General features: G+C 63.2%; 14 protein-coding genes and 1 tRNA gene. 7 read left to right on the top strand and 8 right to left on the bottom strand.

Annotated elements, in window-relative coordinates; all coding sequences use genetic code 11:
- The first annotated feature begins 119 nt into the window (after positions 1–119).
- The gene (locus EO094_RS18070; protein WP_128294236.1) at positions 120–485 is read left to right on the top strand and encodes a hypothetical protein; all 366 of its coding nucleotides are present in this window, start codon (positions 120–122) and stop codon (positions 483–485) included.
- Positions 486–557: 72 nt separating this feature from the next.
- On the opposite strand, the gene EO094_RS18075 is transcribed toward EO094_RS18070, so the two are convergent.
- The 3 genes from EO094_RS18075 to EO094_RS18085 form a co-directional block, all read right to left on the bottom strand.
- Positions 558–1,007 (bottom strand): DUF192 domain-containing protein, encoded by a 450-nt coding sequence (locus tag EO094_RS18075; protein WP_128294237.1) that lies wholly within the window; start codon positions 1,005–1,007, stop codon positions 558–560.
- A 112-nt stretch (positions 1,008–1,119) separates the two neighbouring features.
- Positions 1,120–1,695, bottom strand: coding sequence for a cold-shock protein (locus tag EO094_RS18080; protein ID WP_128294349.1), 576 nt, complete (start codon positions 1,693–1,695; stop codon positions 1,120–1,122).
- 137 nt (positions 1,696–1,832) lie between these two features.
- Complete coding sequence (locus EO094_RS18085; RefSeq protein ID WP_128294238.1) at positions 1,833–2,624, bottom strand: SIR2 family NAD-dependent protein deacylase; 792 nt, start codon at positions 2,622–2,624, stop codon at positions 1,833–1,835.
- 34 nt (positions 2,625–2,658) lie between these two features.
- Here EO094_RS18085 and gloA point away from each other — a divergent pair, with 34 nt between their 5' ends.
- Together gloA and EO094_RS18095 are read left to right on the top strand one after the other, a co-directional pair.
- On the top strand, positions 2,659–3,099 hold the full coding sequence (gene gloA / locus EO094_RS18090) for a lactoylglutathione lyase (RefSeq protein ID WP_128294239.1): 441 nt from the start codon (positions 2,659–2,661) through the stop codon (positions 3,097–3,099).
- 135 nt (positions 3,100–3,234) lie between these two features.
- A tRNA-Glu gene (locus EO094_RS18095) sits at positions 3,235–3,310 on the top strand.
- Positions 3,311–3,501: 191 nt separating this feature from the next.
- Here the strand turns inward: EO094_RS18095 and EO094_RS18100 are convergent.
- The gene (locus EO094_RS18100; RefSeq protein WP_128294240.1) at positions 3,502–5,040 is read right to left on the bottom strand and encodes an acetolactate synthase large subunit; all 1,539 of its coding nucleotides are present in this window, start codon (positions 5,038–5,040) and stop codon (positions 3,502–3,504) included.
- Between the two features lie 327 nt (positions 5,041–5,367).
- Positions 5,368–6,639 (bottom strand): beta-ketoacyl-ACP synthase II, encoded by a 1,272-nt coding sequence (fabF, locus tag EO094_RS18105; RefSeq protein ID WP_128294241.1) that lies wholly within the window; start codon positions 6,637–6,639, stop codon positions 5,368–5,370.
- A gap of 422 nt (positions 6,640–7,061) precedes the next feature.
- Between fabF and EO094_RS18110 the strand changes: the two genes are divergently transcribed.
- The 3 genes from EO094_RS18110 to hxlB are packed head-to-tail and all read left to right on the top strand — an operon-like array spanning position 7,062 to position 9,785.
- On the top strand, positions 7,062–8,144 hold the full coding sequence (locus EO094_RS18110; RefSeq protein ID WP_128294242.1) for an ABC transporter permease: 1,083 nt from the start codon (positions 7,062–7,064) through the stop codon (positions 8,142–8,144).
- Between the two features lie 8 nt (positions 8,145–8,152).
- Entirely contained in the window at positions 8,153–9,211 is a 1,059-nt protein-coding gene (locus EO094_RS18115; protein ID WP_128294243.1) for an ABC transporter permease, read from the top strand.
- Between the two features lie 13 nt (positions 9,212–9,224).
- A complete protein-coding gene (hxlB, locus tag EO094_RS18120) occupies positions 9,225–9,785 on the top strand; it encodes a 6-phospho-3-hexuloisomerase (RefSeq protein WP_164879721.1) in 561 nt (186 codons plus the stop codon).
- A 57-nt stretch (positions 9,786–9,842) separates the two neighbouring features.
- Here hxlB and EO094_RS18125 read toward each other — a convergent pair whose 3' ends face one another.
- From EO094_RS18125 to EO094_RS18135, 3 genes are all read right to left on the bottom strand, one after another.
- Positions 9,843–11,333 (bottom strand): sugar ABC transporter ATP-binding protein, encoded by a 1,491-nt coding sequence (locus EO094_RS18125; RefSeq protein WP_128294245.1) that lies wholly within the window; start codon positions 11,331–11,333, stop codon positions 9,843–9,845.
- 21 nt (positions 11,334–11,354) lie between these two features.
- A complete protein-coding gene (locus EO094_RS18130; RefSeq protein ID WP_205649963.1) occupies positions 11,355–12,356 on the bottom strand; it encodes an autoinducer 2 ABC transporter substrate-binding protein in 1,002 nt (333 codons plus the stop codon).
- Positions 12,357–12,527: 171 nt separating this feature from the next.
- Positions 12,528–13,931, bottom strand: a complete 1,404-nt coding sequence (locus tag EO094_RS18135) for an aminotransferase-like domain-containing protein (RefSeq protein ID WP_128294246.1) — start codon at positions 13,929–13,931, stop codon at positions 12,528–12,530.
- A 78-nt stretch (positions 13,932–14,009) separates the two neighbouring features.
- Here EO094_RS18135 and EO094_RS18140 point away from each other — a divergent pair, with 78 nt between their 5' ends.
- Positions 14,010–14,945 carry a DMT family transporter gene (locus EO094_RS18140; protein WP_128294247.1) on the top strand — a complete coding sequence of 312 codons (936 nt, stop codon included), beginning with the start codon at positions 14,010–14,012 and terminating at the stop codon, positions 14,943–14,945.
- The last annotated feature ends 72 nt before the right edge of the window (positions 14,946–15,017 follow it).

The raw sequence follows: 15,017 nt of genomic DNA on the forward strand, positions 1-15,017 counted from the left end.
ACCTTCAAACTCAGCTTGCGTTGTGCTCAGCCCGCTTCCGGCACGCTCCGGCCTTCCTTCCGGACATTGTCCAGAACGTCGGCACTCTGCTAAGCCGCTCGCAACATTGGAGAAAGAGAATGATGACTGACGCGCCCGCAACCGAGCAACCGATATCCACATCGTCGCCGGCGGAAGAATCCCCCTCCTCCAAGGTGGCCCCGGAAGACGGGATCCTCTGGAGAGGGCGCCAATGGGCGGTGACCGATTTTGGGCTGGAACGACTGGGTGGCGGACAATCCGTCCCGACCGACCGCCTGTTTGAAGACATCTCTGTCTATTCCTGGGTCCGCCGCATGGGCGACAGGCCCGATGTCGATCTCGACGATTTCACCACCGCGTTCATGGTGGCGCTCGTCCTCCACGGCTTCGTCACCAATCTGCCCGGCGCCAAGGTTTTGGAGGATTACCAGAAGGCTGAACGAAAGCGGGCCCGATCAGCCTGAACGCAGGCGCGAAACAGCCGATCGAACGCGGCCTATCTGCTTCACATCTTGCGAGGGCGAACAGACGGCGGATCAGTTTCGCTCGATCGCTTTGCCGGAAACCTGGTCGCCCGGCCGGATATGAAGCCGGTCCGCCGTCCCACCAGCGACCTCGAGCACGAAACGCACCGGCCGCTCAGAGGCGATCGTCGTCTCAGACAAGGGCGTGGTCTCCTTGGCGATGCTCTGCACTTTGTGGTCGGACCCGATGAACACCATGTCGAGTGGCACATAGGTGTTTTTCATCCACATGGTGATCGGGCGATCGGAGCCGAAATCGAAGAGCATGCCGGTCCCGCGTGGCACCTCCCGGCGATACATGAGACCGCGAGATCGTTCCTGTTGGGTGAGAGCGAGCTCTACCTCGAAGGTGTGCGTGCCCTTGGCGCTCTTGATGGTGAGCGGCTCTGTCGCGCCTTGCGCGACGGCGCCTGCCGCAAACAAAACGAGACTGACGAAGAAAGAGACCAGCCGGACGGCCATCACACCAAGCCTTCAGTTCAAGATGAGAAATATGGTCCCGATCGCCTGAGACATCGTGGACCCCAAGATATCGTCGCCCCCGAGACCTTGGGCCCCCGAGACCTCGTGGCCCTCAGTGGGACACGGGAATATGGCCGCCCGAATGTGGCCGGATCTCGGCGGCCATGAGGCCCTTTTCGCCTTCGCCGTAGCGCACGAGAACGAGCTGCCCTGGGCGAAGCTCGGCCATTCCGAAGCGCCGCAAGGTTTCCATGTGGACGAAAATATCCGGAGCGTCTTCGCCTTCCGTGACGAAGCCGTAGCCCTTCAAACGGTTGAACCATTTGACCGTCGCCGTGACGAGCGGACTCGTCGGCGTGACCGTGCTGCGCTGGCTCGTCGGCGGCAATGTGGATGGATGCGGCGCCTCGCTTTCGTCCATGGCAAGGACGCGCATCGCCTGCAGCCCTTTCGCGCCCGGCAGCACTTCGCACACCACGCGGGCACCCTCATAGGCAGCCTGGAACCCGTCACGTCTGAGACAGGTGACATGCAACAGCACGTCCGGCATGCCGTTGTCGGGCACGATGAAGCCATACCCTTTGGCGACATCGAACCATTTGATATGGCCCGAAACTTCGATCACCTCAGACGCGGCCTCGTCGCGAACAGCGTCTTCGCGGACATCCGCTTGCGGCTTGAAGCCCATACGAGACCACTCCATCGAGGACCCTCAAGCCTGCCAACGGCAGCGCTTCCAAAATCGGTCCATTGATTCGTGCAAAAAAGCATAACATCGGTGCGGCCAGAGGCCACAAGACCTTTAAGAAGTTTTCACGGCTTTCCTTACCCACCACCGCTCAGCTCGGGAAATAAAGCGCTAAGAAGCGCACCGATCTCGCCCGAAAAACAGCTGTCGGCGACGTCATCGAGGGGCGTCTCCTCCCGGTTCAAGATCACCAGCCTCGCCCCGGATTGCTTGGCAACGAGCGGTATTGTGGCCGCCGGATGGACCACCAGCGACGAGCCCAGGACGATCATCAGATCGCATTCGTTGGCAAGCTCGAACGCCCGCCGCATCTCATGCTCGGGCATCGCCTCGCCGAAGGAAATGATCGCGCTCTTGATGAAGCCGCCACAATCCGGGCAGCGCGGGCTTTCACCTTTCGCTTCGATCATTTTGCGGACTTCGCCGAGCGTGAAAGGCTCGCGACAGTCGAGACAATGCGCGTAGGTGGCATTGCCGTGAAGCTCGACGAGATATTCCGGTGGGAGACCGGCCCGCTGGTGCAATCCGTCGACATTCTGGGTGACGACACCCGGCGAGCGCCCTTCCGCCACCAGATGCGCAAGGACCCGGTGCGCGATGTTCGGCTCGGCCTTCGAATATATTTCATCGAGCATGAAACGCCGCCGCCAGTCCTCGAGCCGAACCTCCTCGCTCGCCATGAATTCCTGGTAGGTGATTGGCTCCATTTTCGACCAGATGCCGCCCGGCGAGCGAAAATCGGGAATCCCCGATTCGGTCGAGATGCCGGCCCCGCAGAAGGCGACGATCGCCTTCGCGTCATCGACCAGCCGGTGGAGATGCGCCGCCTCACCCACGAGCGTGTCATTGTCAGTTTGGATCTGTGCCATAAGCTTTCCCGCCAACCCACTCACGGAGGCATACATGAAATATCTGCACACTATGGTGCGCATCAAAGACGTCGACCAGTCGCTCGACTTCTACTGCAACAAGCTCGGGATGGAAGAGGTCCGCCGCAGCGAGAGCGAGAAAGGCCGCTTCACCCTGATCTTCCTCGCGGCGCCGGATGACAAGGCCCGCGCAGAGACCGAACGCGCGCCTCTCCTGGAACTCACCTACAATTGGGATCCGGAAGAGTACGACGGCGGCCGGAATTTCGGCCATCTCGCCTTCGCCACCGACAACATCTACGACACCTGCCAGAAGCTGATGGATGGCGGTGTGACGATCAACCGCCCCCCGCGCGACGGCCATATGGCGTTCGTGCGGTCGCCGGACGGGATCTCGATCGAGCTTCTACAAAAGGGTGACGCTCTTCCGCCGGCAGAGCCCTGGGCCTCGATGCAGAACACCGGCTCCTGGTAAGAGCGCTTTTGTGCAGGCGCGCGGCCCGCGCCGACCGCCTGCGCGAGAGGGCAGACAAGGGCAATCAAATTTCCTTCATGATTTTCGTTGCATGACTTGTTTGCGGCGCCGCGCCCGACTATAAGGCGCCGCGACGCGCCCATCGTCTAGCGGTCTAGGACGCCGCCCTTTCACGGCGGAAACAGGGGTTCGATTCCCCTTGGGCGTACCATTCTCCCGGCGTCGCACATGCGATTCGCCAGGAGGATGCGGCGCGAGGCGCCTTTCTTCTCTCACATCCCCGTCAAATCGCGTCCCATGACCGCGAGCGCCCGCCGATACGCCCGCCGAGGCCGCGTCTCGTGTCCTGATGCAGTGCGATTCCAGCCCGCTGAGCGAATCAGGCGAGCCGGAAACGTTGAATCAGATCATCAGTTCGATCAGGAAGGGCCCGTCGCGTTCGAAGCTCGCCTGCATCAGGTCTGCGAGCTCATCGAGTGTCTCGGCGCGTGCGGCTTCCACGCCCATGCCTTTGGCGAGATTGATCCAGCCAAGATCGGGATTGCCGAGATCAAGCATCTGCATCGCCGTCTCTCCCGGCGTCGCACCGACATTGGCGTACTCGCCGAGCAAGATCGCATATTGGCGGTTGTTCAAGATGACGGTCGTGACCGGCAGTCGCTCACGCGCCTGCGTCCATAGCGACTGGATCGTGTACATCGCCGAACCATCGGCCTGGAGATTGATCACCCGGCGCCCCTCGCCTGCAACGGCCGCTCCCGTCGCGACGGGCATGCCGTCGCCGATCGCTCCGCCGGCGAGGTGCAGCATGTCGTGCGCCGGCGCGGCATAGGTCTCATCGTACAAGCCACGGCTATAGGAGATAGCCTCCTCGCAGAGGATGGCATTCTCCGGCATGAGGGCCGCAACGGTACGGGCGAGACCTTCAGACGTCGGCGCGCCGTGTGCCACCTCCGGCCGCGGTCCCGGATCCGGCATTGCCGCAGGAGGAGCTCCAAGCTCATCGACGAGCGCCTGGAGCGCGACCACAACATCCTGGTCGCCGCGCGCCAATGTCTGCAGCTCTGCCTCCGCACGATATTCAATCGACGGCTGACCGGGATACGCGAAGAAGGAGACCGGCGGCTTTGCGGCGACGAGGATGATCTGCTCGAATCGCTCAAGTGCGGCCCGCGCGGCTTCGGCGACATAGGGGACCCGGGCGAGCGGCACACGCCCACGCCCCCGCGCCACCTGCCCGCAGACGAAATCCGCCATAAGCGTGGCACCAGTCGCCTGCGCCACGCGCCAGGCGAGTTCCTGGGCCGGCTCGAGAAGCCCGGCGCCTCCGAGAAGAATGAGGGTTTCGCGGCCGTTCCGCAGCATCCGTGCGGCCGTCTCGACGGCCTGGGGGTCGAGTGGTGCCGCGGGCAGAGCCGGCAGCGCATCGGCGACGATCCCGCCCTCGTTCCAGCAGGTGTCGGACGGCAGGATCAGGGTTGCGACCTGCCCCGGCAGCACACGCGCGGCCTGCGTCGCGGCCGCAGCATCCCGCCCGACATCGGCAGCGCAAGTCGATGCGCGCACGAAGCCAGAAACCGTATGGGCAAGGCTGCTCGTATCCATCGTCAGTGGCGCGTCGTGCGGGCGATGATACGTCGCCTGGTCACCGACGATGTTGACGATCGCGGCTCTTGCACGGCGCGCATTGTGGAGATTGGCAAGGCCGTTCGCGAGGCCTGGCCCGCAATGCAGGAGCGTGCAGGCGGGCTTGCCCGCGATCCGCGCATAACCATCGGCCATCCCCGTGACGACGTTCTCCTGCAGTCCGAGGACACAGCGCATGCCCTCGATCTGGTCGAGCGCCGCAACGAAGTGCATCTCGCTCGTGCCGGGATTGGCGAAACAGGTATCGACACCTTGATTGAGGAGCGTTCTGACGAGGCTATGTGCGCCGTTCATCGCATTGTCCTTCTTGGAGGGTCCTTTTCGGAGACTTCTCTTCTGTGCCCCCCAACCCAGAAACGAGGTTCCGGTTGAAGTGCAGAATGGGGCCGTGCTCCGCCCTGGTCGGTCGCTTCCAGCGGCGACGGACGCCTCCCACCCGCCCCGTCCTATGGGACGGCACGTGTGGCGACAATGAGTTTTACGAGATGAAAAAGCCGCGGCTAAAAAATCCGCGAGTCGCGCCGGCCGGGCTGCTTATCCGCCGCCCGGCCAATGACGCTGATACAGACGAAGGGCGGCTCACCACATGAGCCGCCCTTCCTGAAAAATTGATCTGCGCCGTCAGTTCCAGCGCTTCAGAACGACGCTGGCGTTCACGCCGCCAAAGCCGAAGCCGTTCGACATGGCGACATCGATCTTCTGCTCACGAGCTTCCGGCCCGATGAGATTGAGCCCTTCCGCACCCTCCATCGGACTTTCCAGGTTGAGGGTCGGCGGCAAAATGCCATCGCGCAGCGCGAGAATGGTGAAGACCGCTTCCAATCCGCCGGCCGCACCGAGAAGGTGGCCTGTCGCCGATTTGGTCGACGAAATCGCCACTTTGTGGTCGCCGAAGACGGACCTGACACCGGCAAGCTCACCGGCATCGCCGACGGGCGTCGACGTCGCATGCGCGTTGAGATAGCCGACGGCAGAAGGTTCAAGGCCAGCCTGCCAAAGCGCGATGGCCATGGCGCGGCGGTTGCCCGCCCCATCTTCCGGACCCGCCGTCAGATGATAGGCGTCGGCAGTGGTCCCGTATCCGAGGACTTCCGCGATCGGCGTCGCGCCGCGTGCCTCAGCATGTTCAAGGGTCTCCAGCACCAGCATGGCTGCCCCCTCGCCCATCACGAAGCCGTCGTGATCGCGATCGAACGGCCGCGAGGCCTTTTCCGGCGTCTCGTTGAAATGCGTGGAAAGCGCCCGTGCCGCCGCAAAGCCGCCAAGGCTGACGCGGTCGATGCAGGCCTCCGCGCCACCTGCCAGAATCACATCCGCTTCGCCGTTCCGGATCAGCCGTGCGGCATCGCCGATCGCCTGCACGCTTGCCGCACAGGCCGTGACCGGCGCGCCAATCGGCCCGCGAAAGTGATGACGGATCGAAACCTGGCCGGCCGCGAGATTGACCAGGAACGACGGCACGAGAAACGGCGACAGACGCCGTGCACCGCGGGCCGTGGTCAGGTCTGCGGCCGCCCGCATTGCCGGAAAGCCGCCGACGCCCGAGCCGATCACCGTACCGGTGCGCTCGCGCTCTCCTTCATCCTCGGGATGCCAGTCGGCCTGCCCGAGGGCCTCTTCCGCCGCCACCATCGCCATCTGGATGAAACGGTCCATCTTCTTGAGGTCTTTTTCGGGCACCACGCGCGTGGGCTCGAAGCCGCCGTCCGCATCATCTGAAACGGAGGGAACGACACCGCCGATCTTGGACGGGATATCCGGGACGACGTCGTCGGGGAGTGCGCGGATACCAGAGCGGGCTTCGACCAACCGGCTCCAGACGAGGTCCACACCGCAGCCGAGCGGCGAGACGACGCCGAGCCCTGTCACGACCACACGCTTGTTCGGGTTCATGGAAACATCCTGACGTTCACATTCTCAGAAAGACGATTCGGCGCAACCTGCACTCCGGAGCCGCATGTGCAAGGCGGCATGACGCGCATTGCGCCATTGCACGGATCGACTCAAGCCTCCCGGAAATCAGCCGGTCGCCGATGCCGACCTCGGTCACTTACCGTCTTGCGCAGATCGAATAGCCTGACCTGGCGCCGCCGACCGCCCTAATCTGATGTCATTCACAAGAGCCTACAAGCGCCACGCAGAGATCGGGCTCTCCCCCCGGGACGCGGCGCATCGCCAGTGCATGGGCAACGAGCCACATGGTTCTTCTGTCACATAGTCGTACAAACTTGACCGCAATCAGCGGGCCATGCAATCGGACGCTGAGTGTCGGCGCTGCCTGACGCCAACGATGAGAACGAGTTCTGGGGGAGTGGATGACGACAACGCCCGCCTTTGAGCCAAATGCGCCGACGCCCGGCGCAAGCACATCCTGGCGCGAGCGGCTATGGCCGCGCGGCGGCAGCGGATCTGGCGAGAACCTGCGGCTCCTCGCTCTGATCATCCTCGCTTACGTCGTCATCGTGACGTTTCAGTCGCCGGATTTCCTGTCGCTTGCATCTCTGTTCGACCTTATCCGGACGGGCTCCGCCCTCACCATCGTCGCCCTCGGGGTTCTCGTCGTCATGGTCACTGGCGGGATCGACGTGTCCTTCCTTGCGAACGCGATTCTGTCGGCCTGGATCGCCACCGCTTTGTCCAACGCTCTCGGGATCGACAGTCTCGCATTCGCGCTCACCGTCGCGATCGGCATCGGCACCTTCGTCGGCCTCGTCAACGGCCTGATCATCTATCTGTTTTCGCTTCCGACCTTGATCACGACCCTTGCGATGCAGGGGGTTCTGCAAGGCGTGCTCATGGTCTTCCTCGGTGCACGGCCGATCACCGCGGGCTTCATGCCCTCCTCGCTGCGCGATTTCGGCACCTCAGTCCTGTTTGAGATCCCGGCCGGCCCCGGCTTCACCGGGCTCTCGGTCTTCGCAATTCCCCTCGTGATCGTGATTGCGCTCACCTGGTATCTTCTCAACCGGACGCCGATCGGCCGGGCGAGCTATGCCCTCGGCTCCAATCCCCTCGGCGCCGTGCGCTCCGGCGTCGAAGTCTTGAAGATCAACCTCGTCGTCTACGGCTATGCCGGCGCGCTTGCGGGCCTCACCGGCCTCATGATGGTGTCGGAAATCCGCCTCGTGAACCCGGTCTCGCTCGTCGGCAACGAGCTCATCGTGCTCGCGGCCGTCGTCATCGGAGGCGCGAAGCTGACAGGCGGCACAGGCTCGGTCGGCGGCGTCGTTCTCGGCATGGCGCTGATCACGCTCTTGAGCAACACGCTGGTGACCCTTGGGCTTTCCGCCTCGTGGAACCGCTTCTTCATTGGCGCAGCCATGGTGGCCATCGCCGCCATCTCTCATTACCGGGCGAAGCAGCGCAATCTAAAGCTCCTCAACTTCCAGGATGTGTGAGCACGGTCATGGCTGATACAACGCCTTCTCACCCCGCACCAACGAGCAAGCGGCCAGGATTGCAGGCCCGCCTCAACGAAGAATTCCTGGCCGAAGTCGTTCTCTACGGCATCGCAGCGATCGTGCTCGCTCTGATCGCCCTGCGTCTTGGTGGTGCGTTCTTCAATGCCACCAACCTCGTCTCGGTTCTCGAGCAGGTGCCGGAATTCGCCCTCTTCTCGCTCGCCATGGCGATTGCCATGATCACCGGCGGCATCGATCTTTCCGTGATTGCGGTCGCCGACCTGTCGGCGATCTTCGCGGCCTACATCATGACCAACCCGAGCATCGTCGACGCGCTCGGGCCCGACGGCGCGATCGCGCTTGCCACCGTCGTGGCGCTCGGAGCCTCCGTGCTGATGGGGCTTTTCAACGGCATCATCATCGCCCGTTTCGGCGTCCCGGCGCTGGTGACGACGCTTGGCACGATGCTGCTCTATTTCGGCCTCGCATCGGGGCTGACGGGCGGCGTCGGCATCACCGGCATGCCTTCGGCGTTTACCGACATTTTGATGCTGAAGCTCGGGCCGATCCCGGTTTCGTTCTGCGGATTGGCGGTGCTGTTCGTCCTCGCATCCTTCTACATCCGCAATTCGCTGTTTGGAAAAACCCTCTACCTCTACGGCGACAACAAGGTCGCGGCCCTCTTCACCGGCCTGCCGATCAACCGCGCCATCATGATTTCCTATGCGCTTTCCGGCCTCCTTGCCGGGGCCGCCGGCCTCATCATGCTGGCGCGCTTCAATTCCATGAAGGTCGGCTTCGGCGACACGTTTCTGCTGCAGGCGATCCTGGTCGCGGTCTTGGCCGGCATGGATCCCTATGGCGGCCGCGGGCGGCTTCTCAACGTGCTCGCCGCCGTCCTGCTTTTGCAATGCGTGGAGAACGCCTTCACCATCGAAGGGCTCTCGCCTTACGCCAAGAAGATGATTTGGGGCGGTCTTCTCCTCATCTTCATGGCGCTGAACTTCTTCGTGCGCAGGATCGTGAGGCGCTCACTGACGCGCGCCGCGCTCCGTGCTGGCTGATCAGGAGATGACAATGGAAACGATCACAAGCGGCTTTGAACGTGCCGTCGACGAGCTGAGCCAGGTGGCGAAGCGCCTGGATGAAGCCGAGATCAGCGCCTTCATGGACGCGATCATCAAGGCGAAGCGGGTCTTTTTGATCGGTGTCGGGCGCGAAGGCCTGTCGACCCGGGCCTTCACCATGCGCCTCATGCATCTCGGCAAGGAAGCGCATTGGATCTGGGACGACACGACGCCCTCGATCGGGCCGGGTGATCTGCTGATCGCCACCTCGGGCAGCGGTTCGATCGGCCATATCGATTATGTGCACGACCAGGCCGTCGGGGCCGGCGCCGCCACCATCGTGGTCACCGGCGATCCGAGCGGCACGACGGCGCAGAAGGCGAAACAACGCCTGTTCCTGCCGGCCGCCGTCTTCAAGGGTAAGGCCAACGTGGTGCCATCCACGCAGCCGATGGGCAATCTCTTCGAGCAGGCCCTGCTCATTCTCTTCGACCAGATCGTGATCGCGCTTGCCGAGAGCATGCAGGTCGACCGCGAAACCATGGTCGGGCGTCACCGCAACGTCGAGTGACGTCGCGGCTTTTCCAGACGCTTAAGCTCTCGATCGAAATCGAAACCGACAGGACGCTCAGTCGTCCTGCCGGATCGTTGCGGCGATGCGAGCCGATGTAATCTCCGGACCCGAAAATTCCTCGACGATCCGTCCCGTGCGGAAGACGAGGACGCGATTGCAGCTCATGGCGAGCTCGTCGAGATCGTCCGAAATCATGATGACGCCGCAGCCTTCGCGTGCCAGCGTCTGCACGATTTCATGGATCTCGGCCTTTGAGCCGACATCGATGCCGGCCGTCGGATTGTCGAGAATTAGGATCTTCGGCTCGGTCGCCAGCCATTTGGCGAGCACGACCTTCTGCTGATTGCCGCCGGAGAGGCTCTGCACGGGTTCTGCGGCCGATGGGGTTTTCACCCGCACCTTCGTCACCCATTCGTCGCCGATCGTCGCTTCCTTGTCGCTCGAAATGAGCGATAGCGCGCCCTTGATGCGCTCATAGATCGACGAGGCGATGTTCATGCGGATCGGCTTGCGGCCGAAGAGCCCCTGGCTCGCCCGATCTTCCGAGACGAGGACGATCCCGGCGCGCACGGCATCCTGCGGCGAGGTGATGCGCAATTCCGCACCGTCGACGAGCACGCGGCCGGACTTCGCCGGATTGAGACCGAAGAGCGAGAGCGCGGTCTCCGTGCGCCCCGAACCAGTCAGGCCGGCAAAGCCCAAAACCTCGCCCGCGCGCAGCGTGAAAGACAGATCGCGGTACTGGCCGTCACGCTGAAGATCCTGAACTTCGAGGAGGACAGGCGCATCCGCCCTCACCTCGTCGCTCTTTCCGGCAACGACGCGCACACCCGTCATCAGGAAACCAAGCTCGCTGACGTCGATATCGGCAGGCGCGTACTCGCCCACTTCCTTCCCATCGCGGAGCACGTAGATGCGGTCTGCGATCTCGAACACTTCGTCGAGCTTGTGGCTGACGAAGATGACGGAAATTCCGCGTTCCTTGAGGCGCCGCACCATGGTCAGCAATTGCTCGACATCGCGCGCCGGCAGCGCGCTCGTCGGCTCATCCATGATCAGCAGGCGGCATTCCTGTGTCAGGGCGCGCGCAATGGCCGTCGTCTGCTTCGCGCCGAAGGACAGATCACCGAGCCTGGCATCGAGCGGCAGCTTCGCCCCGAGGGAGGCAAGCGCATCTTCCGCCGTCTTTCGGCACGCCTTCCAGTCGACCCACAATCCCTTGCGATGCTGGATCTCGTGGAACGCAATGTTCTCGGCGACCGTCAGGTCGGGGAAGATCGCCAGATCCTGATAGATGATCTGGATGCCAAGGCGCATCGCCTGCGACGGGCTCAAGCGCTGATAGGCATGGCCATCGAAAACGATGTTGCCGGAATCCGGCTCCTCGGCACCGCAGATGCACTTCATGAGCGTCGACTTGCCGGAGCCGTTCGTGCCGGCGATGCACAACACCTCGCCGGCGGCAATCGACAGGTCGACATGATCGAGGGCCTGGGTCGCGATATATCGCTTGCTCAGGCCCTCCAAGCGGATCAGTTCAGCCATGATCGCTGAGCATCCCCTGGGTTAGAACTTGTAGTCCTTCCAGTTCTCTGCGGTCAGGATCAGTGTCGCATCGCCATAGACGACACCGTCCTCGATGGTGACTTTGTCGTAGCCCGGCCGCTTCAGGTCCATGCCCGCCTCGACGGTTTCGCCGTTCAGAAGCTTGTAGGCGACAAAGGCGGACGCGTAGCCGGCATCGGCAGGACGCCAGCAGAGCGCCACATTCTGATAGCCGTCCTCGAGATACGGGCCATTGATGCTCGGAAGGCCGAGACCGACCACGGCGATGTCCTTGCGGCGCAGTTTCTCGACCGCGAGGGCCGCCATCGAGGTGCCAGACACCGAGCAGCCGACGATACCCTTGAGGTCCGGGTAGCGCTTCAGCACCTCGTTGACCTTGTCGAGCGCAGTCTTCTCGTCGTTGTTGTCCTCGATCGGCTCGGACAGGACGAATTCCATGTCCGGGTAATCGGCCTTGATGTGCTCCATGCCGGCATTGAACCACTGCATGTGCGTTTCCATCGTCAGCGCACCGACGATCGCGACGAACTTGCCTTCGCCATTCATGGCCTTGGCGAGCTTATCGAACATGAGGGCGCCGAAATCTTCGTTCTTGAAGGCTTCGACATCGTAATCGGCCGTGCCCGCAAGGCTCTTCGCCTCATGGCTGACGATGACGATACCCGCGTCCTTGGCCTTCTGGAGCACCGGCTCCATGGACTTCGGATCGTTCGGGACGACGAGGATGGCGTCGACATTCTTGGCGATCAGGCTTTCGACCATCTGCGCCTGCTTGGCGGGGTCTCCGGTCTCGGGTGCGATCTGATAGGCGTTGACGCCGAAATCCTTGGCGAAATCCTCCACGCCCGTGCGCATGTCGTCGAACCAGGAGATACCCTCCTGCTTGGCGCACATGACGATCTCGAACTTCTTGGGCTGAGCCCAGACTTTCGACGCTCCCGGAAGCGCGGCACCAGCCGTCAGAAGGGCGGCGGAACCGAGCAATGTTCTTCTTGTAATCACTGTTGGTCTCCTTTGTCTCCGAGGAGGAGAGCACGCTGCGCCCGCCCTTTTAATTGCACCTTGATTTGCATCAAGGACAATTTTGAGCCCGATCGTCGCGCAAAAGCGTCAGCCTGGCGGTAAGGGGTGGCCTAAGAACGCCACCCGCACGAGCGCACCAAAGCCCGCGGCTCAGACGATGAAGGCAGCCTCTCCCGGCCTTTCGTCGAGAAGCCGTTTGAGGCGCCAGAGCCCGTCTTCCACCCGCGAGTGAGACGCCTCATGGCTGAGGCAGAGGCGAACCGCGGCAGGCGCGACGGCGGGATCGACGCAAAAGGACTGTGCGGAGCGCAAGGCGACACCCTCACGCTGCGCCGCCGCTTCGAACGCATCCGGCCGCCATCCCTTCGGCAGATGCAGCCAGAGATGGAAGCACGCCAGATCGGCCGCCAAGCGGCTCCCTTTCAACGTCGCACGCGCCAAGGCCTGCCGAGCCTCAGCAGCCTGACGCTTCTCTTCGTTGAGGCGCTCCGCCGTCCCATCCTCGATCCAGCGTGTCGCGATCTCCGCCATCAGCGGCGGCGGCATCCACGAGGAGAGTGCGACTCCCGCCCGCAAAGCTCTCTCATGGCGCATGGGCGCGCTCAGATAGCCCACGCGCAGACCCGGCGCGAGGCTCTTTGAGGTGCTCGCCACATAGATCGTCTGATCGGGCAGCCAGGCACCGAGAGGCGCAGGCCGCGAGCGCGGCAGAAAGCCGAAAACATCGTCCTCCAGAATGTCGATGCCGTGACGCTCGGCGACTTCGGCGACGGCCCGACGGCGCGCCTCGGACATCGTCGCAGTCGTCGGCGTGTGCAGCGTTGGCATGGTGTAGAGAAGTCGGGCGGCCGTCGCCTTGCATTGTTCGTCGAGAGACTGAGGTAAGAGCCCCTCCCCGTCCATGGCGACAGGAAAAACCCTGAGACCGAGACGCTCGGCCGCTGCCAGGACGGGTGCATAAGAGAGCGCCTCGGCGAGGATCGCATCGCCAGGCCGCGCCAGCGCCAGGAGCGCCACGAAGAGCCCCTGCTGCGAGCCGTTGGTAAGCACGATCGACCGCCCCTGATGGGGAAGCCCCAGCGTTTCGATCCATGCGCCCGCGGCCTCTGCGTGCCGCTCTGCCGTTCGCCCCGGCCAGTGATCGAGAAAAACCCCGAGCCCCGGCTCGCCCGAGATTGCGCCCAGCGTTTCTGCAAGTTGCCTTTCCGCCCCGCCGAGCGGCGGCAGATTGTTGGCGAAATCGATTGCATCGCCCGCGGGCCGCGCGAGCCCCGCATTCCATGCACCACTTGCCGCGGCGGTGACCGCTTTCGCATCGCGCACATAGGTGCCGCGCCCGACGCTGCCTTCCAGAAAGCCCCGACGCACCGCCTCGCCATAGCCGCGCGTCACCGTCGAGAGCGACAAGCCCAGCCGCCAGGCGAGATCGCGCTGCGGCGGCAGCCGCTCGCCGGCACTTAAACTCCCATCGGAGATCGCCGTGCCGATCGCCTCGGCGAGTGCTGTGTAGGCCGGGCCGGAAAAGCGGGAAAGATCAGGGATCCACATTGCCATCAATACAATAATCCGATTGCATTCAATACCGCACGAGACATACCAATACAATCACACACATCTTCTCATGGAACGGTGATGTCCACGTCGCATCGTACCGGCATTCTCTACGCCCTTTGTTGCCTCGCCATCCTATCGGCGATGCCGCTCATCGCCGATGCGCGTCCCGAAGGATCGAGCGGCCTCTCCTTCGCCATCTGGCTCACCTTTTGGCAGCTTATCGCGGGTCTTCCCCTCTTTATCGTCGAGCTCCGACGCGGGGTGCCCGCAAGCACGGCAGCGCAAAGACCTTCCGCCCGAACGCTCGCAATCGCGCTCTTGACCGGCGCGATGTTCGCGGTGGCGACCTACATGTATGTGGTGGCGGCCAAGAAGGCCGGGCCCGTCAGCATGGTGATCGCGCTGCAGGCCTATCCGCTCTTCGCCATCCTTCTGGAGGCGGTTCTTCTCGGCAAACGCAAGAGCACCACCGAGCTCGGTTTCACCGCACTCCTACTCGCAGCTCTGGTCTATCTCACCACCGGCGGCACGTTTCGCGTGGCGGACATCTCATGGTGGTCGGCCTATGCCCTCGGCATCCCGGCATTATGGGCCATCGCACATGTGCTGCTGCGCCAGGTTCTGACGACGACGTCGATCACGCCAAACCAGGTGACCGTCACCCGCCTCGTTACCTCCGGCATCGTGCTTCTCGCCCTTCAGGCGGTCATTGGCGAACCGGGCGCTCTCTTGCAGGGTTTCACCGATCCGACCTTCCAAAAGGCCGCGATCCTTCTTGGCGTCGCCTACTATCTGGAGCTCGTCCTGTGGTTCAACGCCATCCGCCATATCGATGTCTCCGTCGCGAGCTCGATCACGGTACCGACCCCAGCGGTCACCATGCTCATTACTGTGGTCGTTCTCGGCGGGCACGTGGAGACATTTCAGATCCTGGCGATGGTCGTCATCTGCGTGGCGCTATACGGGCTCCTCTTCGCCGGCCGTCAGGCGCGCCGCGCGCCCTCACCCGGATGACGATCACCGCCAGCAACGGAGACAGCAACACCGTGCGAACCGGTGCCTGATCTCACCGTGACGCCGGCCATG

The sequence above is a fragment of the Afifella aestuarii genome, from assembly GCF_004023665.1.
GTDB lineage: Bacteria > Pseudomonadota > Alphaproteobacteria > Rhizobiales > Afifellaceae > Afifella > Afifella aestuarii.